Here is a 22,425-nt window from a genome sequence, read left to right on the forward strand (position 1 = left end):
AGACTTGGACTATAATATCTCCAGTGTCAAAAAAGCCCAGCCTTCCCGGAAAGCTTTTTCGGGTTTTTATAGTTTTTTTCTGTTTTCTGCTTTTGGTTTCAGTAGGTATCGCAGCGTATGTTTATGTCGATCTCAGTCGCGCGATAAAGCGTAATGAGGCCGTTGATCTTGGAGGCCGGAAGCTTCCGGAGGACTATAAAGGTGCCTTTAATGTCCTCATAGTCGGGAGTGACTCGGGCGGTGGGGATCCCAGGTACAAGCGTGGAGGGGAGAATCTCGCCGATGTCACAATTCTTGTGCATGTCAGCGCCGATCGGACGCATGCAGAAGCTGTGAGTATCCCCCGCGATACGATAGTCGATATCCCGCAATGTACGGGCGCCAACGGGACGTCGCTAGCAGCGCAGAAGAAGGTACGTTTTAACAGCTCATTGTTTCGTGGGGGACTTGGCTGTACGGTCAAAACTGCGGAACTGCTTACAGGGTTGAATATAGAATACGCGGCGCTCTTGCAATTCAATAGTGTTATTGGCATAACCGAGACAATTGGCGGTGTGCCTGTTTGTCTAAAAGGTCCGATTAAAGATAAATATACAGGGCTTGATCTCCCTGCAGGGCTGCACAATATCTCAGGCCAAACAGCATTAGCGTTTTTGCGGTCACGTCACTCTATTGGTGATGGTAGCGATCTTTCACGTATACGCAGTCAACAGGGGTTTTTGTCTTCTATGCTTCGCAAGATACGCAAGATAAATTTCGTAGCAGAACCATTGAAAGCGTATTCAATATTCCGCACAATTCTCTCCAATACGACATTATCCACCTCGCTAAACAGCCTTGAAAAGCTGGGCGGTATGTTGCTTGCAACACTGAAAGTCAAGCCAGGTAATTTTGTATTCCTTCGTTATCCAACTAGGGTCGTGGGTAATGTGGTCTACCCGGTTTTGCAACAAGCAAAGGCTCTCAATGAGGCACTTTTGGAAGACAGGCCGATAACACTCCTTGGAGGTAAGAATAATCGCTTGGGTGTTGAGATAACCACTCCATCTGCAATTTCTGAAACACCGTCGTCACCCACCAAGCAGACTGAATCTATCCCTGCAACAACCTCTCCAATCGGGGTAGAAATACAAAGTATTGGCCAGACTGGTGAGGATGAAAGCTGCGTCGTTCCCTACGGGGAATAGTGTGTTAGCATTATTCAGACTTTGGAGACGTCGCATAGCCAGGTCTAGTGCGCCACCCTGCTAAGGTGGAGTGCCCGAAAGGGTACCGTGGGTTCAAATCCCACCGTCTCCGCTGAGTTGTTTGTGCTTATCTTATGCGCCCGTAGCTCAACGGATAGAGCATCTGACTACGGATCAGAAGGTTGGGGGTTCGAATCCCTTCGGGCGCGCGGGGGCGCTGCCTGCAGCCCTGACGGCATCGGGCAGCGCGTTTACGACCCTTTCAATAGCACGGTCATCGAATGCGGCAGATACAAACCACGCTTCATAAACACTTGGAGGCAATAAAACACCCGAGTTGAGCATGGAGTGAAAAAAGTTACTATATCGCCAGTGTTCTTGACTTGTTGCCTGAGTAAAATCCCGTGGCGCGATTGCACTAAAAGAAATGCCGAACAAATTACCCGCGCTCTGTACTGTGCATGGTACACCTGCGTCATGAAAAGCAGATTGAATCTCGTTTATTAGTGCGCGTGCTACCCGATTCATGTGTTCGTAGATATTCGAGTCTGCCAGGCGTAGAGTCGCAAGACCTGCAGCGGTTGCAAGCGGGTTACCAGACAATGTACCTGCCTGATACACGGGACCTGATGGGGATAGTAAATCCATAATTTCAGCTCGGCCACCAATAGCTCCAATCGGAAGCCCACCGCCGAGGACCTTTGCAAAGGTAAAAAGGTCTGGAACATATGCACTGTAGGCGGAATCGCTAACAGACCCTTCTGAAACGGCTTGGGTGGGCTGTTGCGAAGCAAGTGAAGTTTCAAGGGCCCAAAACCCACCAGATCCAACTCTAAAACCGGTTATGACTTCATCAAAAATAATAAGAGCACCGTGCGAATGCCCAAGGTCAGCAACACGTGCATTAAAACCCGGATCGGGCGGAATAACTCCCATATTGGCAGGGCAAGCTTCTGTTATGATGCATGCAATCTGGTTGGGATAAGCTTCAAATAAATATTCAAGAACAGCCAAGTCATTGTACGGAACAACTAAAGTATTTTTTGCAACAGATTCGGGAACACCGCCGGATGACGGGTGACCCACAAGACCACTTCCAGCATCTATCAAAAATGGGTCAGCATGTCCGTGATAATGTCCGGAAAACTTAACGATCAGATCACGACCTGTGAAACATCTTGCAAGTCGTATAGCGGTCATGCAACTTTCAGTGCCAGTTGATACAAGACGCAGTCGTTCAACCGGCTTGATACCTTGCGCATTGCAAATGCGATTGCACACAAGCTCTGCTAACTCTACTTCAAGTGTGGTTGGCGCTCCGTAAGACATGCCCCTATGGGCGGTATTTATAACAGCATCAATCACCTTGGGGTGCGCATGACCCAGAATAAGCGGACCCCATGAAGACACAAGATCAACATATTCTCTACCTTCAATATCCGTTACATATGCACCCTGGGCCTTGGCTAAAAAACGTGGCGTCCCGCCGACGGCAGCATATGCCCTAACAGGTGAATTCACCCCCCCAGGAATGAAGCGCTTGGCCTCTTCAAACCATTCAAAATTCGTTCGCATAACTTAGAAAGTCTCTGACAGCCATGACGCAGCATCCAGCGCCCAGTACGTAAGAATTGCATCGGCACCCGCGCGGTGTATAGACAAGAGACTTTCTATAACAAGCTGCTTTGTATCAGTCCAAGCTGCTGCAGACTTTATCATTGCATATTCACCAGACACCTGATACGCCATAACAGGAATACGACTTATTTCCGAAGCGCAACGTAAGACATCCAAATAGTACCCTGCAGGTTTCACGATCAATGCATCTGCGCCCTCAGAAATGTCAACTTCTATTTTTCTAATGGCCTCTCGTAAATTGGCAGGATTCAATTGGTATGTTTTACGACTCCCAGAAAAGGGTGAGTTTGTTGCATGCCTAAATGGACCATACAGAGCCGATGCATACTTAGCAGAGTAGGCAACGAGAGAAACATCGTGATTTCCGTTACTATCAAGCACTTCGCGAACAAACCCCGTTTGCCCATCCATACATCCAGATAACCCGAGCATTTGTGAACCCGCAGCCGCCTGCGCAAGTGCCATCTCAGCGTACATTTCTAATGTTGCATCATTATCAATAGATCCATCTTTGCTGACAACGCCGCAATGTCCATGCTGTGTGAACTCATCAAGGCACAAATCAGTTTGTATGAGAAGTGAGTCTCCAACCTCACGGACTGCAATACTGCAAGCCTTATTCAGAATACCGTCCGGCCTGAATGCATCCTCAGCCCCTTCGGATCTAGAATCAGGAATGCCAAACAGCATAACCCCCCCAAGCTTTGCACAAGCGGCTTTTTGAAGCTCACGCTTGAAGCTGTCAATGCTGTGTTGCACAACCCCGGGCATTGACGGAATCGGTCGTGGCTGAAGGCCTTCACCGACAAAGATGGGCAGAACCAGTTTATGGGGGACCAAAACATGTTCAGAAGCCAATCTACGCATTGCTTCCGAAAGACGAAGACGCCGAGTGCGTATTTTTTGAAACATTAAACCCAATCTAACTCAGTTCAAAAAGCGCCTGTACAAGACCCTCTTTATTCTTAGTCCTTGCAATTGAAGCAACTCGCAGCCCGCTGCGTTGACAAATTTCGGCTGTCTTGTGACCTATACACACAAGTGGCAAATCAAAAAACAGGCCTGTTTTGGCTATGCCCTGCGCGATACTTCCACTTGTCACAAACGCTGCAGTGATGTTGTCTAACTGCGGCATTGGCGGAATATCCAAGATAACTGTTTTATATATAACCAGAACTGTTACTTTATGTCCCATACGCTCGAGTGCACTTTTTAGGAAACCTTCAGAAAGATCCGATGTCAGAATCAGAATACGCTGCGAAATGACACTGTCACACGTTCTGCGCGGAAAATTCAGATGGGCCTGTATGGCGCTTGCAAGCCCATCTGAACTAAAATCATTTTCGGGGCACAAAGAAACTCTGTGCCCAGCACGGATCAGAGACTCGGCAGTTTCCCTCCCAACTGCAGCCACCTTGACGGACTGAGGAATAGGGGTATTGAGCAATCCTGCAGTAGTCGAACTTGTCACAATAAGCCAGTCAAAAAATGGAATTTTCTGGAGTTCATTTTCATAGCCCATTACTGGCACACAATCAATCACGGGATGTACAACACTCGTTACCCCCCGGACTTTGAGCATACCGGCAATTTCGCGCGCCCATTGCCCGCCTCGGGTAATCCATACATGGTGGCAAGAGTGTCTCATTGTTTCAAGATTTCTCGTGCATTTTTTGACAAAAGTTCGTCAACAACGGTCTTTGCAAGAGTCATTGCAACTTCTAAAGCATTACCAATATCATCACTGCCAGAATTTTTTGTGTGATTTTGATTTGTATCGGTCAATTGCTTTACAAGCCTTGCAAAACGGATACTTTCACAGAAAATTTTCCCGTCGCGAGAAAAAACCTTTGCATGTAATCCTAAGGATTTATCATTTGCCGTATAAACTGCGTGAACGGCAATAGGTGAAAAGCAGTCAGCCTGTAAAAGAGACAGAACACCTCGCTCGGCCGTAGTTGTGACACGTGCCATTGGGTTATCAAGCCGGTAGGTCACCGCGACGCGGTTTTGCGGGTCGTCCAACTGCGCTCTGCATACTTCGATAGCGAGGCTGCCCTGACCAGCAGCTGTCGGCCAATCGTGTATGTCGAATGATTCTGTAATTGCATCCTCCCGGTCAATCCGTTTGAGACCCGCAGCAGATAAAACAATGGCATCCAAAGTATCAAGATGTATAAGGCGCTTATCTATATTTCCTCGAAGACTTACAACATCCAAATCGGGACGAAAATTCAGAATCTGAGCACGACGACGTGCTGATGCTGTGCCTACTTTTGCCCCAGACGGAAGAGTTGTTAGCGTTAGGTCTTTCCTGGCGCACAGCACATCACAGGGGTCTTCACGCGGCAAAACAGCTGTTATAAGCGTCCCTTCATGCGGTGCAATCGGAATATCTTTTAGAGAATGAACCGCCAGGTCACACTCACCTTCTAAAAGAGCAGTCCGCAGGGCGGCAACAAAAGACCCATCACGACGGCGCACCGACCCAGTCTGTATCAGAACCTGTTGCGTATCAAGCAAAAATACATCGCGCATAGTTTTTTGTACCTGTGCCGTCTGTGCGGTCGCAAGAAGGCTCGAACGCGTGCCAATGCGTAACGGATACATAAAAGCAGATCTAGGGCGCTACACCGCCGTACGCTGGCTTGAACCCGGAGCGACTGTTTTTGCAGCACCCCGGTTGGCAGACATCGAACCAAGGCCCAAGGTCCGTCATGGCCGGGCGAGCGCTCCTCGGCACTCCTTCAAGTCTTTCTACAATGAGATCAACCATACCCGAAATATACAGGGGGTGAGTCCCCGGAGTGGGGGTTCTAATAGCAAATAACCCACATTCCCGGGCGGTCTGCATGGACTCATTATCAAGATCCCACAATACTTCCATATGATCACTGATAAAACCAAGAGGAACAATAAGAACAGCTTCGCAACCCCTCAAAACCCTGATTGCATCATTGATATCAGGCTCAAGCCAAGGAGTGCTTGGATCCCCACTGCGCGACTGATAGACCAACTGATAATTTTGCAAGTCCGGGTCAGTTACACGCAGTCTTGACATAATAACCTCAACAACAGCCTTGTGCTGCGAAACATATGCACCATACTTTCCGAAATGCGCATCTTCAGGACCCGAAAATGCAGCATCCAATTCGGGGATCGAATGAGTGCTAAAAAGAATTGCCGTACGCGAGACCTTGAATCCTCTCTCTTTAACCTGTTCCAGGCAATCTTGAATCCCTTCGATAAATGGTAAAACAAACCCCGGGTGATCAAAGAACTGCCGTAGCTTGTCCACAATAATCCTTCCGGAAAGCCCAGCACGTTCTACCGCATGGGCAATATCTTCTCTGTACTGTCGACAGCTCGAGTAACAACTATAGGCACTTGTGAAAAGTGTCAAAAAAGCCCGAAAGCCCCTGTCATAAGCTTCTCGCAGCACTTCTTCCAGTTGCGGTTGCCAATTACGGTTGGCCCACAGCACAGGAATTCTAATCCCCCTGCTAAAGAGCTCTTTTTCTAATGCACCCCTCAGTCGCCTATTACAATCATTTATTGGACTTATGCCAGAAAAATGATTGTAATGCTCTGCGACCTCGTAGAGGCGCTCATCTGGCACACCTCTACCGCTTGTCACCTTTTTCAGGAAAGGGACAACATCTTCTGGACCTTCTGGGCCGCCAAAACTTAGAAGAACAACCGCATCGTATTGCGAAGCACCGAGTGCGAACCCAGAATCCGAGGCAATAGCCGAACCCTCAGCAACGACACGTGACACTGCGCTACGGCGTATCACGTAGATAAAACTTCCTGGACATCAGCTATACCTATACGCCGCCCCGTGTAAAAAGGGGTTTCCAGTAAAACATACCGCCGCGCCCGGGTATAGCGCAGGGCACGCATGAGATCAACCAAATCGATCAAGCTATCGGACTCCATCGGCAAGAGCCACTCATAGTTACCAAGAGAAAAAGCTGCTAATGTATTTGGCTTAACACTCATAAAAGCACGCGCTCTATCACCATGCTCGGCAAGCATATCCTTTCTCTCTTCATCTGGAATAAGGTACCATTCCGGGGTGCGTACAAATGGATAAATTGTCAGCCAGTCCTTCGGTGGCTCTCCGGATATAAAGGCTGGAACATGCGACTTGTTAAACTCCGCGTCGCGATGAACACCCATCGCAGACCATAGAACACGCATATTACAAAAAACTTTTCCGAGATATCTAAAAGCCTTTTGAAGATCCACCGCTGACTCCGAGTGAAGCCATAGCATAAGGTTCGCATCCGCAGACATGGCAGACGGGTCATAAACACCGCGTAAAACAACGGCAGAAGAAGAGAAATAATCCCCTAGGGGGCCCGCAACGGATCCCGCATTGACCCCTGATTCACAATTTTTGTAGACAACAAACAGGGCATAATGAGCTCCGAGCACACCTCGATTCTAACACCTGTCAAGAACGAATATCTCGTCCGATACGCACTCTCAGGCTCGCAACTACAGGTATCTAACGCAGATTGTTTTAGCATCCGAAAGAAATAGAGTATCTACTCGACTCTGTTGTTTAGACCATACTGTGCGCCAGATCAACAATCCTGGCAAGCTGATCACACGATGCATCAGGGGGCACCCCGTGGCCGAGATTTAGAACGTGTGACGGTGCGCGAGATGCACGCTGCACGATATCCAGGACGTGTCGCTTCAAAACTTCCCACGGGGCGAACAGCATTGCCGGATCGATATTACCTTGTAAGGGCATGGAATCATCGAGCAGTTCGCTAGCCTCATCGAGCGGCTTTGTGTAGTCAACACTCATCACGCTAACCCCAATATCACGTATAGCGGTTAAAAGATGACCCGCATTTGCTGCAAAATGAAGTACTGGCACTCTGGGCCAGAGTGACTTGCCCGTTTTGGACAAGTCAGAATTACCATCGATTCCACACGCGAGATCGATTGTCATTTTTGAGAACGGTGCAACGTTATCTACGTAATCCTTCCGCGAAAGTGAACCTGCCCATGAGTCAAAAATCTGCACCGCTTGTGCGCCAGATGTAATTTGCGCAGCCAAAAATTGCCCGGAAAGACGGGCGGCAAGCATCATAACCTTTTGCCAAGTTTTCTTGTCACCGTGCATCATTGCACGCGCCTTCATATGGGTTTTAGATGGCCCGCCCTCAACCATATAACACGCGAGTGTGTAGGGTGCCCCAGCAAATCCAATTAGTGGGATCCCATTTAGCACAGATACGGTATGTCTGGTTATTTCCGCGATAATCCCAAAGTCAATTGAATCTGCGGTTTTTGCCAGCAATGTGTTAACCCTGTCTGGAGTATCGATTGGGTTATTCAGAACCGGTCCAGTTCCGGGTAATATGTCAACTCCGACACCCGCCAATTTCAGGGGGACAACGATATCGCTGAATAGTATCGCCGCATCAACAGAATAGCGCCGGACTGGCTGCAAAGTAATTTCACACGCGAGATCCGGATTTAAGCACGCCTCGAGCAGAGTATTTGTGCCTCTTACAGCCCTATACTCTGGCAGAGAGCGCCCGGCTTGACGCATGAACCAAACAGGCAAACACCCCGGGCGTGTGCCCCTGAATGCCTCCATAATGCCTGTGTTAACAAACGAACCTGCAGACCGACCGGCACTCGGCCTGCAAGACAAGCTGTGTAAGGGAATGCGTGTGCCCTCAACTCCTGAAGCACCAGTCACCAGACCTATAATAACTTAAGTGCTTTTATGTGTCAGCGCCAATCACAAGAAGACTAGCTTTACTGTGCTCGAGCAGCTTGCACGCGTTAGTCCCGACTTTGCTTCAGAGCTTGTAGAAGCAGAGGATATCGATGGAGCCGCAATTTTGTCGACCTGTAACAGGTTCGAGGTTTATATTGATGCGATACAGAAAGGTGACCAGGATGATGTGTGCAAAACAGGCCTCCTTGTGCAAAACCGCATAGGTGAGCTCTGCAATATATCGCCGTCAACTATAATCGAGCAAACATCTTTTCTGGCGGGTTGTGAGGTCTCCAGGCATTTGTTTTCTGTAGCGACCGGTCTTGAATCAATGATAATTGGTGAGACAGAGATAGCAGGTCAGGTAAAGAGGGCTTTGACCTACGCACAAAAATGCAGGACAACTTCGCCCGAGCTCGAGCGGTTATTTCAGAGAGCGTCTGCTGTTAACAGACATATAAGACAATCGACAAAGATAAATGAGGTTGGGCAGTCGCTTGTAAGTCTTTCTCTGGACCTCGCAAGCAGTAGGATAGGCGACTGGTCTGGGGTGAGGGCAATAATTGTTGGAACTGGTAAATATGCATCAAAGGCGCTTGCCCTGCTAAAAGAGCGTGGCGTTGTTGATATAAGCGTTTATTCCCCGTCTGGGCATGTAAATAATATCTGCAATACGGAGGGTGTTAGAAATATATTCAACCTCCAAACTGCCCTTTCTGGCTGTGACCTTGTTGTGGGCTGTTCCTCGGTTGATAAACCCGTCATAACAAAGCAAGATATCGAAACGGCACAGGCAAGCGGTTCACGAACGTCACGCGTAAGGCCTGTCGGACGCCCCTCAACAGACCTTACGGCAATTGAAGCGTCAAACCGCTCACGACATGTCTTGATAGATCTTGGATTACCACGGAATTTCGATCCTGCCATTTCAGACCTTCCGACCGCTGATCTAATTGATCTTGATATGCTAAGAGTTCACGCTCCATTCGACAATTTGGCCGCGGAAAAAATGGCCCACGAGCTTGCAATCGAGAGCTCAAGTCAGTTTGTAAACGACTGCAAGCAGCACGAGGCCACCCCGGTGATCGTATCTTTTCGTAATTACCTCGAGAGTCTTACCCAAACATCTTTACGCAGAACTGATAATTGTAAACACGCCCAACATGCCCTCAAGCATTTTGTAAATTCGCTGATTCATATACCCCTGACGCGCTGTAAGCAGCTTGCTGCAAATGGGGAGTCACACAAATTTGCCGAGTCTATGGAAATACTGTTTGATGTAAAGACAGATTGTACGGAAGGCACACAATATCAATCATCCTGCGGGAAATCTTTCGATTGATGGATTATCCGTCAATCGACACCCTCTTAGAATCTGCCCATATTGTTACTCTGCCCATGAAGTACCCTTTCATGGGGCTTAGCGAACGTCAAGCTGTTCTGTTTGAAGGACCCAATTCTTGGGCCGAGTACTCCCCGTTCATGGGGTGCAATGATACAAGGATGTGGCTTGCGTCTGCAATTGAATATGGCTGGGGTAACACCAATGTGCTTTCTGTGCCAAATCTAGATTTGGACAACACTAATTTTGCGAGTAGATCAAAATACGGGTACATAGCAAATCCTCAAACGAGTAATAAGGACCATTCTGACAACAAACGGTTTTACACACAGACCAAAAACCACCGAGAGATCCCCGTTAACGCAATCCTTCCAGATATTCCTGCGAGTAAGATGTCAGAGATTCTCGGCAAAGATCTGCAGGGGTGCAAATGCGTAAAAATAAAGGTCGGAAAGCATTTTCAAGATCGAGATATTCACAGAATACGTGCGGTCCTAGATTTTATGGGAGCGGATACAATGCTCAGGCTGGACGCAAATTGCAAATGGAATGTTTCAGAAACGCTCAACAATCTGGATGTACTAGAAGATAATGACCTTCTTGAAAATGTGTCCTACATCGAACAACCGTGCAGAACTACACGGGAGCTTATTACACTTAAGCAGAAGATGGATACCCGTGGATATGTAACTAAAATTGCGATCGATGAAAGCCTTAGAGATCTGCTATTGCATTGGCAGAAAAATCGTAAATGGAGCAACAACTCGGGTATAACATACACAACAGAGCTTCGCGAAACCCTATCAGCGTGTGACATGCTGGTTTTGAAGTTACAACCCATGGGTGGAATGCGCGCGGTGGCGGATTTACTCGAGAGTATAAAAAACAATATCAAGGTGAATGTTGGATATACCGTATCATCATCCTTGGAAACTTCGCTCGGTATAGAAATGGGCCTAGCTCTTGCTCTCAATTTGCCAAATATTACCCTGCCAGTAGGACTTGCAACCGCAGGTCTGTTGGATGCTGACATAACAGATGACCCACTTTTGCCAAACAAAGGGTACATAACCCCAAGAAAGATTGAGGTAAACAAAAAACTCCTTAACAGGTACGCGGCCGATAAAAGGCACGTGGTATGGTGGCATCGACGAATTAGGGCAGCCCATAGAGCCCTTTTTCAGGATCTTTCCGACTGAGAGAAGCTTTGTATGTCTGATACAAAACAACCACCATGTGACATAAATGCCGAGCGGGCACTGCTTGGCAGTGTCTTACTCAGTAAAGACGCAGCGGCAGAGGTATTTGATCGCATAAAGCCAAACCATTTTTACTATGAGGTTCACAAAGAAATATATAAGGTCATGCTTGATCTATATGCCGCATCTGAGCCAACCGATATGGTGAGTGTGAGCGAATCTCTTAGGAAAAATCACCGGCTGGAGCACACTAAGGGCTTTGAGTATCTGAACGGCCTTGCAGAAATGGTTCCCACGCCGGCCAATGTGTACTTCTACGTGAATATCGTTATGGAAAAAGCGATTCTCCGTAATCTGGCACAAACAGGGGTGAACATATTCCACATGGCAATGGATGGCGTGCATGATGTGGAAGAAATTGTCAATAAAGCGCAGAGCGATATTTTCTCAGTAACAACTGATGAAAGTGATGATGATTTGATACGGCTTGATGCTGTTGTAAAAGAAACCTGTGAGGGTCTCGATGAATCACATACGAATGAAGATGTTCTGCGCGGTATCGAAACAGGGTTCACACGCTTTGATTCGCTAACAAACGGGTTGCACCCGGGGCAAATGGTAATCATTGCCGCAAGGCCGTCCATGGGAAAATCAACCCTTGCACTTGATTTTGCACGGTCTGCTGCTATAAAACAGCGTGTTCCGACTGTGTTTTTCAGCCTTGAAATGGGCAGGCAAGATATTGCGATGAGACTTCTGAGCGCAGAAACTGGTATACCCCTGCAAAACATAAGACATGGCAAGTTGTCCCCCGGTGATTGGGGGGCAATAGGCAGTCTACAAGGTAAATTGGCGGATGTACCATTTTTTATAGATGACTCTCCAAATGTAAATCTCGTTGAAATACGTGCAAAGTGTAGACGATTGAAACAGCAGGGGTTGGGGTTCGTAATTATCGACTATCTACAGCTACTCTCTGGTAGCCAGAGAGTAGAGACGCGACAACAGGAAGTCAGTGAGTTTTCCAGATCACTAAAACTTTTGGCAAAGGAGCTGCAGTTGCCGGTATTAGCCCTGTCGCAGCTCAACAGAAGCTCCGAACAGAGAGCCGACAAACGCCCTGCCATGGCTGATTTGCGAGAATCAGGCTCAATCGAACAGGATGCGGATCTCGTTATACTGCTCCACCGCGATGAATACTACGACAAAAATGCCAGAGCGGGTGAAGGTGATCTTATAATCGCCAAACACCGCAACGGACCGACGGATAATATACCGGTCGCATTTCACGGCAAATACTCACGCTTCGCTGACCTGCCACGTCAGGACATGCGATAAATCAACTTGGGAAAATTTTGAAAAAATCCAGGGAATATATACGCCCACTTGAACTTGTAGGTCTGGCAGGTGTAATGGGATTATTTGTTGCATTTACCGCTTGCATAACAACAAGGCAAATACGGTATGCTCTAATTTTCGGCGGGGTAGCTTTTATAGTTACCCTCGTTATTATCTCAACCCTGACCATAAGTATCAATTTTGATTCGAATAAAGACCGTAAAAGCGGTAGATAACAACATGGTGTACAATCGGTTCAGGTGGGGACTTCAAAGTGATCGCAAAGCTGGCTAGGTGCCTTATGGTCGTTGCGGTTTTGTTTATTCTTGCATCTCCTGCGTCTGCACACATCTCTGTTATTGACTCATCACCAAAGCCTGAGTCGACCGTAACTGCCCTGATTTCAGAGATTAAACTGGTTTTTTCTGGAAACCCCGTGTCTGGCGAGGGAACGACAATTGACCTTGTTGGACCAACTGGAAAGCACTTTGGTACCGGATGTGTTGATGTAAAGGGTAATACAGTTATTGCGCCTGTTTTTATGGGCGCGGGTGGCAAATACACCGTTCGGTGGTCTGTGAAATCGGGTGATGGTCACACCAACAATGGTTCTTACAAATTTGACTACGTCCCACCAAAGAATGCACTCCAGGCTGCAGGTTTTGCGGGTGAACAGAAGTGCAACAAGGAATTGTCGGATCGCATGGTGGACGCAGGTAAGAGCGCTAGGGCAGCCGTTGAGCATGGTAAAAAGGCTGATGAACAATCGTCTCTTAGCATCTACGTTATTCTTTCTGTAATACTGGTGTTTGTTCTTGTCGTGCTTGCTGTGATTGTTGTTTTTCTTATCGCTCGCAAGAAAAGTCTTGAGGGTTCTTAATTCTCTGCGGCGATGCATCCCGTTGCAATTACACAGTGTTGCGCTCAGTGATCGCAAGATTCGTGAGGTTCTGCACAGATCACTATGCAGCGGTGGCTATTTATCAGGTATCGATATTGGCTGGCGGGCGCTTTGCGGCAGCAAAGCACTGCTTTGATATATCTCATAGCGCATTCGGCAAAGATAGTATTATGGCCGTTGACAGATTTGCCATTTGTCCGTTTGTATTGATATCTCAACTATAGAATGTATGCAAAGATAATGCCGTCCCAAGAGAATCAGATTGCGATAAAAGGGGGGAATTGACCAGAAGGCAGATAAGCGCTTGGCTAACCGATATGGATGGTGTGCTCGTGAGGGGATCGCAGGCACTGTCCGGTGCAAATAGACTGACGCGGTACTGGGCAAAAAATGATATCCCGTTTTTGGTGCTCACAAATAACTCGATATTTACACCGCGCGATCTTTCCGCACGTCTGAAAAGCTGTGGACTTGATGTCCCAGAACAATCAATATGGACATCCGCGATGGCTACAGCAGAATTTCTCAGTCAGCAGACACCTAATGGCTCTGCCTTCGTTCTGGGAGAATCGGGAATCACAACTGCAATGCATGAGGCTGGATACATACTCACAGACCATAATCCAGATTATGTTGTCCTGTCAGCAACGCGCACGTATTCTTTTGAGGATATATCAAAAGCAATACGACTTATTCTTGACGGCTCTAGATTTATTACGACCAGTCCGGACCTGACAAGTCCGGGAATCGAGGGTATACAACTCGGAACCGGCTCGGTTGCTGCCCTAATATCTAAGGCTACAAACCGCAATCCGTATGTTGTCGGCAAGCCAAATCCAATGATGTTTCGCTCAGCTATGAACAGACTTGGGGCACATTCTGAAAGTACGTGCATGATAGGCGACAACATGGACACGGACATACTTGCCGGAATTGAAGCAGGCCTACATACAATACTTGTTTTAAGCGGGATTTGCAGCCGCGAAGACGTCCTGCGGTATCCGTATCGCCCTCATGAGATACTGGACGGAGTAGATGTTCTTGCCGAGCAGCTCGAGCAGGCCTAATCTGCGGTGCCTCTGTCCAGGATATCTGTTACCCTGAGAGCTGCATAATAGGAGTACCCGGCCTTTTCTATAGCCTGTCTTGCCCCGGTCTCGCGGTCCACCATTACCGCGATTGCAGCAACAGTTGCCCCGGTCTCCTCAGCGCGCCGTGCCGCAGTTATCGGACTATTACCAGTTGTTGAGGTATCTTCAACAATTACAACGCGTTTGCCACGTATGTCAGGCCCTTCAATCAGCCTTGCAAGGCCATGAGTTTTCTTTTGCTTTCGCACCACAAACGCATTGTATGACCTCCCAACAGAAGCTGCATAATGCATTATGGCGCAGGCAATGGGATCGGCCCCCATGGTCAGCCCGCCAATTGCATCTACATCCTGTAAGTCACATATCAGGTCAAACATAACTTTGCCAATTATCGGGGCCGCGCGACAGTCAAGGCTGACCCGGCGCAAATCGATATAATAAGAAGATTTCTGACCACTACTTAGAATAAATTCACCTTCAAAGAGCGCTAAATCTTTTATGTATCGTATAAGTTCCTGTCTCACCACTTTAAAGTCTACCTTCCAAACGGACCCATGAAGGGTACGCGGATCTACAGTCAACGCATAAATCCGGCGTAAATCTAAAATCCTTTGCACTTATCTGCTTTACTGGGATTGTGAGAATCGCAACTTGGAATGTAAACTCAATAAAAACGCGATTGAGTCAAGTCTTGCACTGGTTGACAGAAAACGAAATTGACATTCTCGCCCTTCAGGAAATAAAATGCAGGACCAATGCTTTTCCGGCAGAGGTTTTTATGGAGCACGGGTATTTTTGTGCTGCCCACGGCCTTGGTGGCCGAGAGGGCGTGGCAATAGTAAGTAAATCAGAGCCACAAGACATAACAACAGACGTGGAAGGGATTCCCGGATATGATGACCGGAATACAGGTAAACAGGATAAATCAGATGTACAAGCACGCATCATTGCAGCAACTGTTGGGGGTGTAAGGCTGTACAGTGTGTACGTTCCAAACGGTAGGGATGTACACAGCCCACATTACCTATACAAGCTCGACTGGCTTGAAGGGTTCGCGACTCATATTCGAGGGGTGATAAACACCGAGCCGAATCTGGTGATTGCCGGGGATTTTAACATCGTACTATTTGATAGTGATAGCAACGACCCTCGCGTACAGACAGACACTGATGTATTTCGCACACCACATGAGCGGCAGGCATTCTACAACCTGCTTGATTTGGGCCTTAGGGACCTTGTAAGGCCAACAGAACCAGAGGGCTTCACTTTCTGGGACTATCGAGCGGGGCGTTTTCAGAAAAATGAAGGCCTAAGAATAGACCATATACTGGGAACCGACCCAATTGCGAACAGCGTAAGGTTTGCAAAAATACATCACGAGCAACGAAAAGGAGATGAGGGTAAAACTCCAAGCGATCATGTGCCCGTTATGATCGAGCTGCGTTAGTTTTATCTGCTTCAAGGCAGGCCTTGGGAGGATTCTCCCGCTTCTTAATGACAAGCCTTCCGGAAAAGAGAGGCGTTATGACAAAATGTCGCAGACCGAGCGCAAAGAGCAAAACGGCCATCGCAACATCCCTCGCGGGGATAACCGGGGGAGTGATAAGAGAGGAGACAAGTAGCGCAATCCAAAGGATTAAACTAATCCACAGAAGCCCTGTCGCGCTAAGCGCCAGGGCCCTTAGCGACCTGTACTGCAATAAATATCCCCGAAAATACGCAACGCGTAGACCAAGCCACAAGTAAATCTCAAGAAAAATATGAATTGCAAGAAAAATAAACGCAAATCCATTTAGTCGGAGTGTAACAAGGCCTGTCAAGAACGCGACTTTGTCTTGATACGGATCCAGGGGGCCAAAAAAGGCGAATAATAGCCAGAAAGAAAAAGATAGTAAAACCGCGATAAGCGATGGGGTAATAGCCCTTGGCGGCGCGTCAACTATCTTTTTTACAAGAGAAACAAATGTCGCATGAACTTTTAGAAGATTTACCAATAAATGTGTGGTCCGAGCCGGAAGGTCAGGAAGACTCCTAAAAAAGGCTAACAATATACACGGAATTTGCTCGATGCAATAAAAAGCAGTTATCAGTGAAACCTTAAGTAGATTGGGTGCAATGCAGGCAGTATTTCTGAAAAAACGCCCGCGAGGGCAGAACAAACGCAATGCATTTCGGCCCTTTCCGGAAGCATCTGATACGCGACGCAGATTACTCAGGAGCACACCTGGGCATTCACAGCGCCCCCAGACAGGTCAAAAGACGCAGTCTGTCCGTCATGTATAAGACCCTCTATAATCAACTTTGCAAGTCTATCTTCTATCTCACGCTGAATAAGCCTCCTCAATGGCCGCGCGCCGTAAATCACGTCATAGCCGCTCTTTGACAGCCAACGCCTTAAATCCTCACTGACTGTCACAACAATCCGCCTATCCTTGATCCGCTTATTCAGGGATTCTATATTCAGGTCAACAATTTGACAAATATCACTTTGCGACAATGGCTCAAAAATAACAATTTCATCGAGTCTGTTCAAAAATTCTGGACGAAAGGTTCTGCGAACCTCATCATTAACATACTCGTGCGCTGTAGTAGCCTCAAGGGAAATGTCTGATAGGTAACGCGAGCCTATATTAGAAGTTAAAACTATAATCGTGTTTCTAAAGTCAACAGTGCGACCATGAGAGTCTGTTAGGCGTCCTTCATCCAGAACCTGCAGTAGGATATCAAAAACCTCAGGATGCGCTTTTTCTGCTTCATCAAACAATACAACTGAATATGGCCGCCGCCTAACAGACTCAGTAAGCTGTCCAGCGCTTTCATGACCGATATACCCCGGGGGAGCGCCAATAAGACGTGAGATAGAGAATTTTTCTGAATACTCCGACATGTCAATTCTTACAATTTCACCATCGTATAACAAAGATGCTAAAGCTTTAACCAGTTGTGTTTTTCCAACCCCCGTTGGGCCGAGAAATAAAAAAGTTCCGGAAGGTCGGTTTGGATCCGACAGTCCCGCGCGCGAACGCCGTACTGCATCCGCAATAACACCTATGGCTACCTTCTGGGCTATAACAGATTTGGACAAATCCTCCTCAAGATGCAGCAGCTGTTTGGCATCTTTTTGCATAAGCTTTTTTACAGGAATACCTGTCCATCCCTCAACAACAGACGCAATATCTTCCGGCATTACCTGGTCACTGACAAGCGGGGCAGAGTCCTGTTCTTCCAACTTCTCCGCCAAATTTTTCTGCAATTGTGGAATTGTTGCATAAAGAAGTCGTGATGCATCTTCAAGGCGACCCTCGCGCTGGGCAATATCTGCAGATTGTTTCGCAATATCAATCTGCTCCTTCAAAGCGCCAATCTGATTCAGACGCGCCCTCTCGGAGTTCCAGCTTGCCTGTAATGTATTCAACATTTCTTGCTTGCCAGAAAGTTGGTTAGTTATAGATCTTAGACGTTGTTCACTCGTAGGGTCATTCTCACTCTTTAATGCCAACTCCTCGAGTCGCAACCGATCAACCTCCCTACGAAGCTGATCAAGCTCAACCGGTGATGAATCAATTTCCATGCGCAATGAACTGGCTGCCTCGTCGAGCAAGTCGATTGCCTTATCAGGAAGTTGCCTGCCCGTTATATATCGACTCGACAACTCAACGGCAGTCACAAGTGCTGTGTCGGATATACTCACTTTATGATGAGCCTCGTAACGCTCTTTCAAGCCCCGCATAATCGCTATGCAGTCTTCAAGATTTGGCTCACCAACAAACACTTGCTGGAATCGTCTTTCCAGTGCAGGGTCTTTTTCCAAATGCTCACGATATTCATCCAGAGTGGTCGCGCCAATAAGCCTGAGTTCCCCTCGAGCCAAAAGGGGTTTTAGCATATTACCCGCCGCAATTGCACCTTCTGCTGCGCCGGCACTCATAAGTGTGTGAACCTCATCTATGAAGATTATTACCTTAGACTTTTGTATCTCTTCCAAAAGATTTTTGACACGTTTCTCGAACTCTCCCCTGTAAGATGCACCAGCAAGCAGGGCCGATAAATCGAGACTAACTATTTCCTTGTTCCGCAAACTCTCAGGAACATCCCCTGCAACAATACGCTGCGCAAGGCCCTCAACTATAGCAGTTTTACCAACACCTGCTGACCCTATCAGAACGGGGTTATTCTTAGTTCGCCTGGAGAGAATCTGACACACCCGCCGGATCTCTGCATCGCGGCCTATCACCGGATCGAGCTTGTTTGTTGCCGCAGTCTTTGTGAGGTTCGTGCCGTACTTGTCTAATTCAGACTGTGATTCAGACATGAAACTCCCGCCACACAATAAGGGCCTTTCCCCGCTTTATCCTTGTGCCGTATTCTAAAGTTACTATCTCCTGACCCGCCGCAAAAATTCTTCCCTGACGATCATTTTTCAGTTTTTGCCTCAGAAGGTGATTTTCAGCCTTCAGCGAAGCAAGTTCTTTCTCAAGACGTGCTATATGCTTTATTCCCTCCAGGGTCAGGCCAGAGGATACCATACTGGAAATTGCACGAAGCCCCTCAACATCCTGAGCGGTATAGCGCCTGTCTCCACCAAGAGTACGTTTCGGGGACAAGAGCCCAAGGCGGTCGAGTTTTCTAAGTGTCTGTGGGTGCATGCCCGATAGGGCTGCCGCTACTGTTACAGTAAAGAATTGAGGAGTACCCATTTCATACCTTAAGGGTCAGAGTCTCTAACGCATTCCAGCACATCACGTCTTGGATTATCTCCAGCAGTCTTTGCAGCAAGCTGCTCAATAATCTTTCTGACATCATCAGTATTTTTCGGTGGCACAATCTGCACAACAGCCAGGAGATCTCCTGGCTGTTGTGCAGATTGAACACCACGGCCCTTTATTCTGAGAGTCATACCACTGAGCGTACCAGGCTGAATTTTTATCTTTACCGTCTGTTTTTGCATAGTCGGAACTTCTATAACAGCCCCACTAAATGCTTCAACAAACGTTATTGGAAGATTCATGCGCAAATCTTTTCCATCAAGTTCAAAAACAGGATGGGGTCTTATATTTACGGTTACAATGAGATCTCCGCTCGGGCCACCATATGGTGATGGCGCCCCTTTTCCCCTAACACGAAAGCGTTCACCGTTACCTATTCCACTCGGTATTTTCACCCTTAAAGTCTCACCAGAAGAAAGTTGCATATTCACATAATCACCGAGAACAATCGATTCTAAGGATACCTTCACGGAAGCCGCAATATCACCACCTGACGGGGCAAAATGGCTTCTATGGCCCGTGAAGAGATTACTGAATATATCACCAAAATCACCGGTCGTAAACGCGCCCTTTTGATTCCGTAATTGGTCATATTCCTCTCGCTGTACCGGATCGGAAAGGACTGTGTACGCTTCACTTATTTCTTTGAAACGAGCCTCGGCCTCTTTAGACCCCGGATTCGAGTCTGGATGATATCTACGGGCAAGTTTGCGATATGCTTTGCTAATCTGACTCCCGCTTACCCCGCTATCAACATCAAGAACCGCATAAAAGTCCTTCTCAAGCCAGTCTTGACTAACCATTCGGAACCTGTACAACAACTTTTGCAGCCCTGATCACAGTTTCACCCAAGCAATATCCAGCTTCGATAACATCCTGCACCGTCTCAGTTTGAACGTCTGGGCTTGGGTTCTGAAATAATGCTTCATGCAGCTCAGGGTTGAACGGATCACCCGGATTTCCAAAAGCTGTCAGACCAATTTTTTCCATGGCAGAGCGTAATTTAGTTACAACAGCCTTGAATGGATCGTCCAGGGTGCTATGTTTTTCAATGCGCGCAAAATCATCTAAAACAGGTAGGATCACACGTATGACCTCACTTCTAGTGCGATCTCTTTCAATCTCAGCTTGTTTGGCGCGTGCCATGCGGAAATTGTGAAATGCCGCGCGTTCACGGGCCAAATCATCTTTCAACTTTTCAAGCTGTTCAAGCTCCCCTTGCTCCGCATCGGCAGTGGGTATCTCGTCAGCTGATTCAGTGTGATCACTGCCACTAGCGTGATCACTTTCACTAGCCGAGCGAATATCTGAGCTGTGTGTTTCTTCTGACTCTTCCATGCGCTCAGTCTCGTTTGACTTAGTCACAATCGCTCCTGTTTAAGAGTTTCACTATTTAGATGATCCCGAATCCTCATCAACAACCTCTGCATCAACTACCTGTTCCTTTGGATCATCTTTCGTAGTCTCATATACAGACTGAGCAAACTTCTGCTGACTTGCCAGCAGCTTATCCGTTCCAGCCTTGATAAGGTCGTGATCATCAGCCTGTATTGCACTTTTGAGGCTGTCTATGTCAGCTTGCAATTCCTTTTTTGCCTCCTCGTTGACCTTTGCATTATCGCCTATTAGTTTCTCCGCAGTGTAAACCATTTGCTCTGCCTGGTTTTTTTGATCAACCCTTGCGCGGCGATTCTTATCTTCTGCCGCGTGCTCCTCGGCTTCCTTGATCATGCGGTCGATTTCATCCTGACTCAGACCAGACCCACCCGTTATGGTCATAGACTGCTCTTTTCCTGTTCCCTTATCCTTTGCAGAAACATGTACTATTCCATTGGCATCGATATCAAAAGTTACTTCGATCTGTGGAAGTCCACGCGGGGCGGGCGCTATTCCTGTTAGTTCAAATGTGCCCAGATTCTTATTGTCCTGAGTCAACTCTCTTTCACCCTGAAAAACCTGTATTGAGACTGAGGGTTGATTATCTTCCGCAGTTGTAAATACTTCACTTCGCTTAGTTGGAATGGCTGTGTTTCTCTCAATTAGTTTTGTCATAATCCCACCCTTGGTTTCAATTCCCAGACTCAAAGGGGTTACATCTATCAAGAGGACATCTTTCCGCTCCCCGCGCAAAACCCCAGCCTGGAGCGCGGCACCAACAGCAACCACTTCATCTGGATTAACGCCCTTATTCGGCTCCTTACCCGTCTCCCTTTTAACGAGATCGGATACAGCAGGCATACGAGTCGAGCCGCCTACCAGAACGACATGTGAGATTTTATCTACCGAGACCCCGGCTTCTTTTAGAACATCACGGAAGGGGTTCTTAGTTCTCTCCAAAAGATCCTCAGTCATTTTCTCAAACTGAGCTCTGGTAATTGTCGTGTCCATATTCACAGGACCGGACTCCGTAAGAGATATGTACGGCAACTGGATATTAGCACTGGTTGCACTCGAAAGCTCCTTCTTGGCCTGTTCAGAAGCTTCCCTTAAGCGCTGCATGGCAATTTTGTCTGAGGATAAATCTACCCCAGTGGTTTTCCTAAAGTCATCTACAAGCCAGTCAATAATCCTCTGATCCCAGTCGTCACCTCCGAGGCGATTATCGCCTGAAGTCGCTCTAACCTGTATCGTCGAAAAATCATCATCTTTACCAACCTCTAGGAGTGAAACGTCAAATGTTCCACCACCCAGGTCAAAAACAAGAATAAGTTCATCTTCCTTACCCTTGTCAAGACCATAAGCAAGTGCCGCCGCAGTTGGTTCATTGATTATACGAAGGACGTTAAGTCCAGCGATCTCTCCAGCCTCTTTGGTGGCTTGACGTTCTGCGTCATTAAAATAGGCAGGCACAGTTATTACTGCATCGGTAACTTTTTCGCCAAGGTACTGCTCTGCATCTCGCTTCAGTTTGGATAGTATGCGTGCAGAAATCTCTTGGGGAGTATATTTCTTATCTCCGATTTGTTTTGTCCAGTCTGTGCCAATATGCCGTTTGACGCTCGATATAGTGTTATCAACGTTTGTAACGGCCTGCCGCTTAGCTGTGTCCCCAACAAGAACTTCGCCATCACGCGAAAACGCAACAACAGACGGGGTTGTACGCAAGCCTTCAGCGTTAGCAATAACGTTTGGCTCACCGCCTTCGAGAACAGCCACAACAGAATTCGTTGTTCCCAAATCAATCCCAACAGCTCTTGACATGTTTCTCCTTGCT

At 47.4% G+C, this 22,425-nt stretch carries 22 protein-coding genes and 2 tRNA genes; 10 read left to right on the forward strand and 14 right to left on the reverse strand.

The window, feature by feature from the left end; translation table 11 throughout:
* Positions 1 to 23: 23 nt before the first annotated feature.
* The 3 genes from TWT_RS04080 (at position 24) to TWT_RS04090 (ending at position 1,396) form a co-directional block, all read left to right on the forward strand.
* The gene (locus TWT_RS04080) at positions 24 to 1,187 is read left to right on the forward strand and encodes an LCP family protein (protein ID WP_011096679.1); all 1,164 of its coding nucleotides are present in this window, start codon (positions 24 to 26) and stop codon (positions 1,185 to 1,187) included.
* Positions 1,188 to 1,210: 23 nt separating this feature from the next.
* Positions 1,211 to 1,299: transfer RNA gene (locus tag TWT_RS04085), tRNA-Ser, on the forward strand.
* Positions 1,300 to 1,323: 24 nt separating this feature from the next.
* Positions 1,324 to 1,396, forward strand: a tRNA-Arg gene (locus TWT_RS04090).
* Here TWT_RS04090 and hemL read toward each other — a convergent pair.
* The 7 genes from hemL to hemE all read right to left on the reverse strand — a co-directional run bounded on the left by hemL (position 1,362) and on the right by hemE (position 8,553).
* On the reverse strand, positions 1,362 to 2,762 hold the full coding sequence (gene hemL, locus TWT_RS04710; RefSeq protein WP_011096680.1) for a glutamate-1-semialdehyde 2,1-aminomutase: 1,401 nt from the start codon (positions 2,760 to 2,762) through the stop codon (positions 1,362 to 1,364). The two genes, TWT_RS04090 and hemL, sit on opposite strands and share 35 nt — an antisense overlap.
* A gap of 3 nt (positions 2,763 to 2,765) precedes the next feature.
* Complete coding sequence (hemB, locus tag TWT_RS04100) at positions 2,766 to 3,737, reverse strand: porphobilinogen synthase (RefSeq protein ID WP_011096681.1); 972 nt, start codon at positions 3,735 to 3,737, stop codon at positions 2,766 to 2,768.
* 10 nt (positions 3,738 to 3,747) lie between these two features.
* Entirely contained in the window at positions 3,748 to 4,407 is a 660-nt protein-coding gene (locus tag TWT_RS04105; RefSeq protein ID WP_230440502.1) for a uroporphyrinogen-III synthase, read from the reverse strand.
* A gap of 62 nt (positions 4,408 to 4,469) precedes the next feature.
* The gene (hemC, locus tag TWT_RS04110; protein WP_011102755.1) at positions 4,470 to 5,435 is read right to left on the reverse strand and encodes a hydroxymethylbilane synthase; all 966 of its coding nucleotides are present in this window, start codon (positions 5,433 to 5,435) and stop codon (positions 4,470 to 4,472) included.
* A gap of 10 nt (positions 5,436 to 5,445) precedes the next feature.
* Positions 5,446 to 6,621, reverse strand: a complete 1,176-nt coding sequence (locus TWT_RS04115; protein WP_011096684.1) for a ferrochelatase — start codon at positions 6,619 to 6,621, stop codon at positions 5,446 to 5,448.
* Positions 6,618 to 7,265, reverse strand: coding sequence for a hydrogen peroxide-dependent heme synthase (gene hemQ, locus TWT_RS04120; RefSeq protein WP_011096685.1), 648 nt, complete (start codon positions 7,263 to 7,265; stop codon positions 6,618 to 6,620). The genes TWT_RS04115 and hemQ overlap by 4 nt, the downstream gene beginning before the upstream one ends.
* Positions 7,266 to 7,395: 130 nt before the next feature.
* Positions 7,396 to 8,553, reverse strand: a complete 1,158-nt coding sequence (gene hemE, locus TWT_RS04125; RefSeq protein WP_011096686.1) for a uroporphyrinogen decarboxylase — start codon at positions 8,551 to 8,553, stop codon at positions 7,396 to 7,398.
* 19 nt (positions 8,554 to 8,572) lie between these two features.
* On the opposite strand from hemE, the gene TWT_RS04130 reads away from it, so the two are divergent.
* The 6 genes from TWT_RS04130 to TWT_RS04160 all read left to right on the forward strand — a co-directional run bounded on the left by TWT_RS04130 (position 8,573) and on the right by TWT_RS04160 (position 14,421).
* Positions 8,573 to 9,916 (forward strand): glutamyl-tRNA reductase, encoded by a 1,344-nt coding sequence (locus TWT_RS04130; protein WP_011096687.1) that lies wholly within the window; start codon positions 8,573 to 8,575, stop codon positions 9,914 to 9,916.
* The gene (locus TWT_RS04135) at positions 9,916 to 11,115 is read left to right on the forward strand and encodes an o-succinylbenzoate synthase (protein WP_148224281.1); all 1,200 of its coding nucleotides are present in this window, start codon (positions 9,916 to 9,918) and stop codon (positions 11,113 to 11,115) included. Before TWT_RS04130 ends, TWT_RS04135 begins: the two co-directional genes overlap by 1 nt.
* Positions 11,116 to 11,127: 12 nt before the next feature.
* Complete coding sequence (gene dnaB, locus TWT_RS04140) at positions 11,128 to 12,453, forward strand: replicative DNA helicase (RefSeq protein WP_011096689.1); 1,326 nt, start codon at positions 11,128 to 11,130, stop codon at positions 12,451 to 12,453.
* A 17-nt stretch (positions 12,454 to 12,470) separates the two neighbouring features.
* Positions 12,471 to 12,689: a hypothetical protein gene (locus TWT_RS04145; RefSeq protein WP_011102757.1), complete on the forward strand. Its 219-nt coding sequence runs from the start codon at positions 12,471 to 12,473 to the stop codon at positions 12,687 to 12,689.
* A 38-nt stretch (positions 12,690 to 12,727) separates the two neighbouring features.
* A complete protein-coding gene (locus TWT_RS04540) occupies positions 12,728 to 13,333 on the forward strand; it encodes a copper resistance CopC family protein (protein ID WP_011102758.1) in 606 nt (201 codons plus the stop codon).
* A gap of 302 nt (positions 13,334 to 13,635) precedes the next feature.
* The gene (locus TWT_RS04160) at positions 13,636 to 14,421 is read left to right on the forward strand and encodes an HAD-IIA family hydrolase (RefSeq protein WP_011096691.1); all 786 of its coding nucleotides are present in this window, start codon (positions 13,636 to 13,638) and stop codon (positions 14,419 to 14,421) included.
* Here TWT_RS04160 and pyrE read toward each other — a convergent pair.
* Positions 14,418 to 15,062, reverse strand: coding sequence for an orotate phosphoribosyltransferase (gene pyrE, locus TWT_RS04165; protein ID WP_011102760.1), 645 nt, complete (start codon positions 15,060 to 15,062; stop codon positions 14,418 to 14,420). The two genes, TWT_RS04160 and pyrE, sit on opposite strands and share 4 nt — an antisense overlap.
* 20 nt (positions 15,063 to 15,082) lie before the next feature.
* Between pyrE and TWT_RS04170 the strand changes: the two genes are divergently transcribed.
* A complete protein-coding gene (locus TWT_RS04170) occupies positions 15,083 to 15,892 on the forward strand; it encodes an exodeoxyribonuclease III (RefSeq protein WP_011096693.1) in 810 nt (269 codons plus the stop codon).
* Here the strand turns inward: TWT_RS04170 and TWT_RS04175 are convergent.
* From TWT_RS04175 to dnaK, 6 genes are read right to left on the reverse strand one after another with little or no spacing between them, the layout of a single operon-like run.
* The gene (locus TWT_RS04175; protein ID WP_011102761.1) at positions 15,873 to 16,667 is read right to left on the reverse strand and encodes a hypothetical protein; all 795 of its coding nucleotides are present in this window, start codon (positions 16,665 to 16,667) and stop codon (positions 15,873 to 15,875) included. The two genes, TWT_RS04170 and TWT_RS04175, sit on opposite strands and share 20 nt — an antisense overlap.
* Entirely contained in the window at positions 16,658 to 18,757 is a 2,100-nt protein-coding gene (locus TWT_RS04180) for an ATP-dependent Clp protease ATP-binding subunit (protein ID WP_011096695.1), read from the reverse strand. Before TWT_RS04180 ends, TWT_RS04175 begins: the two co-directional genes overlap by 10 nt.
* On the reverse strand, positions 18,750 to 19,142 hold the full coding sequence (locus TWT_RS04185; protein ID WP_011096696.1) for a MerR family transcriptional regulator: 393 nt from the start codon (positions 19,140 to 19,142) through the stop codon (positions 18,750 to 18,752). Before TWT_RS04185 ends, TWT_RS04180 begins: the two co-directional genes overlap by 8 nt.
* A gap of 8 nt (positions 19,143 to 19,150) precedes the next feature.
* Complete coding sequence (locus tag TWT_RS04190; RefSeq protein WP_011096697.1) at positions 19,151 to 20,014, reverse strand: DnaJ C-terminal domain-containing protein; 864 nt, start codon at positions 20,012 to 20,014, stop codon at positions 19,151 to 19,153.
* Entirely contained in the window at positions 20,007 to 20,576 is a 570-nt protein-coding gene (locus tag TWT_RS04195; protein ID WP_011102764.1) for a nucleotide exchange factor GrpE, read from the reverse strand. Before TWT_RS04195 ends, TWT_RS04190 begins: the two co-directional genes overlap by 8 nt.
* A 24-nt stretch (positions 20,577 to 20,600) precedes the next feature.
* Complete coding sequence (gene dnaK, locus TWT_RS04200; RefSeq protein ID WP_011096699.1) at positions 20,601 to 22,412, reverse strand: molecular chaperone DnaK; 1,812 nt, start codon at positions 22,410 to 22,412, stop codon at positions 20,601 to 20,603.
* Positions 22,413 to 22,425 lie beyond the last annotated feature (13 nt).

This window comes from Tropheryma whipplei str. Twist, from assembly GCF_000007485.1.
GTDB classification, from domain to species: Bacteria; Actinomycetota; Actinomycetes; order Actinomycetales; family Microbacteriaceae; genus Tropheryma; species Tropheryma whipplei.

Excerpts from the sequence above, each read along its gene's own strand:
- TWT_RS04190 (WP_011096697.1), bottom strand. The coding sequence starts at position 20,014 with ATGGTTAGTCAAGACTGGCTTGAGAAGGACTTTTATGCGGTTCTTGAT.
- dnaK (WP_011096699.1), bottom strand. The coding sequence starts at position 22,412 with ATGTCAAGAGCTGTTGGGATTGATTTGGGAACAACGAATTCTGTTGTG.
- hemL (WP_011096680.1), bottom strand. The coding sequence starts at position 2,762 with ATGCGAACGAATTTTGAATGGTTTGAAGAGGCCAAGCGCTTCATTCCT.
- dnaB (WP_011096689.1), top strand. The coding sequence starts at position 11,128 with ATGTCTGATACAAAACAACCACCATGTGACATAAATGCCGAGCGGGCA.
- TWT_RS04185 (WP_011096696.1), bottom strand. The coding sequence starts at position 19,142 with ATGGGTACTCCTCAATTCTTTACTGTAACAGTAGCGGCAGCCCTATCG.
- TWT_RS04105 (WP_230440502.1), bottom strand. The coding sequence starts at position 4,407 with ATGCTCAAAGTCCGGGGGGTAACGAGTGTTGTACATCCCGTGATTGAT.
- hemB (WP_011096681.1), bottom strand. The coding sequence starts at position 3,737 with ATGTTTCAAAAAATACGCACTCGGCGTCTTCGTCTTTCGGAAGCAATG.
- TWT_RS04135 (WP_148224281.1), top strand. The coding sequence starts at position 9,916 with ATGGATTATCCGTCAATCGACACCCTCTTAGAATCTGCCCATATTGTT.
- hemC (WP_011102755.1), bottom strand. The coding sequence starts at position 5,435 with ATGTATCCGTTACGCATTGGCACGCGTTCGAGCCTTCTTGCGACCGCA.
- TWT_RS04180 (WP_011096695.1), bottom strand. The coding sequence starts at position 18,757 with ATGTCTGAATCACAGTCTGAATTAGACAAGTACGGCACGAACCTCACA.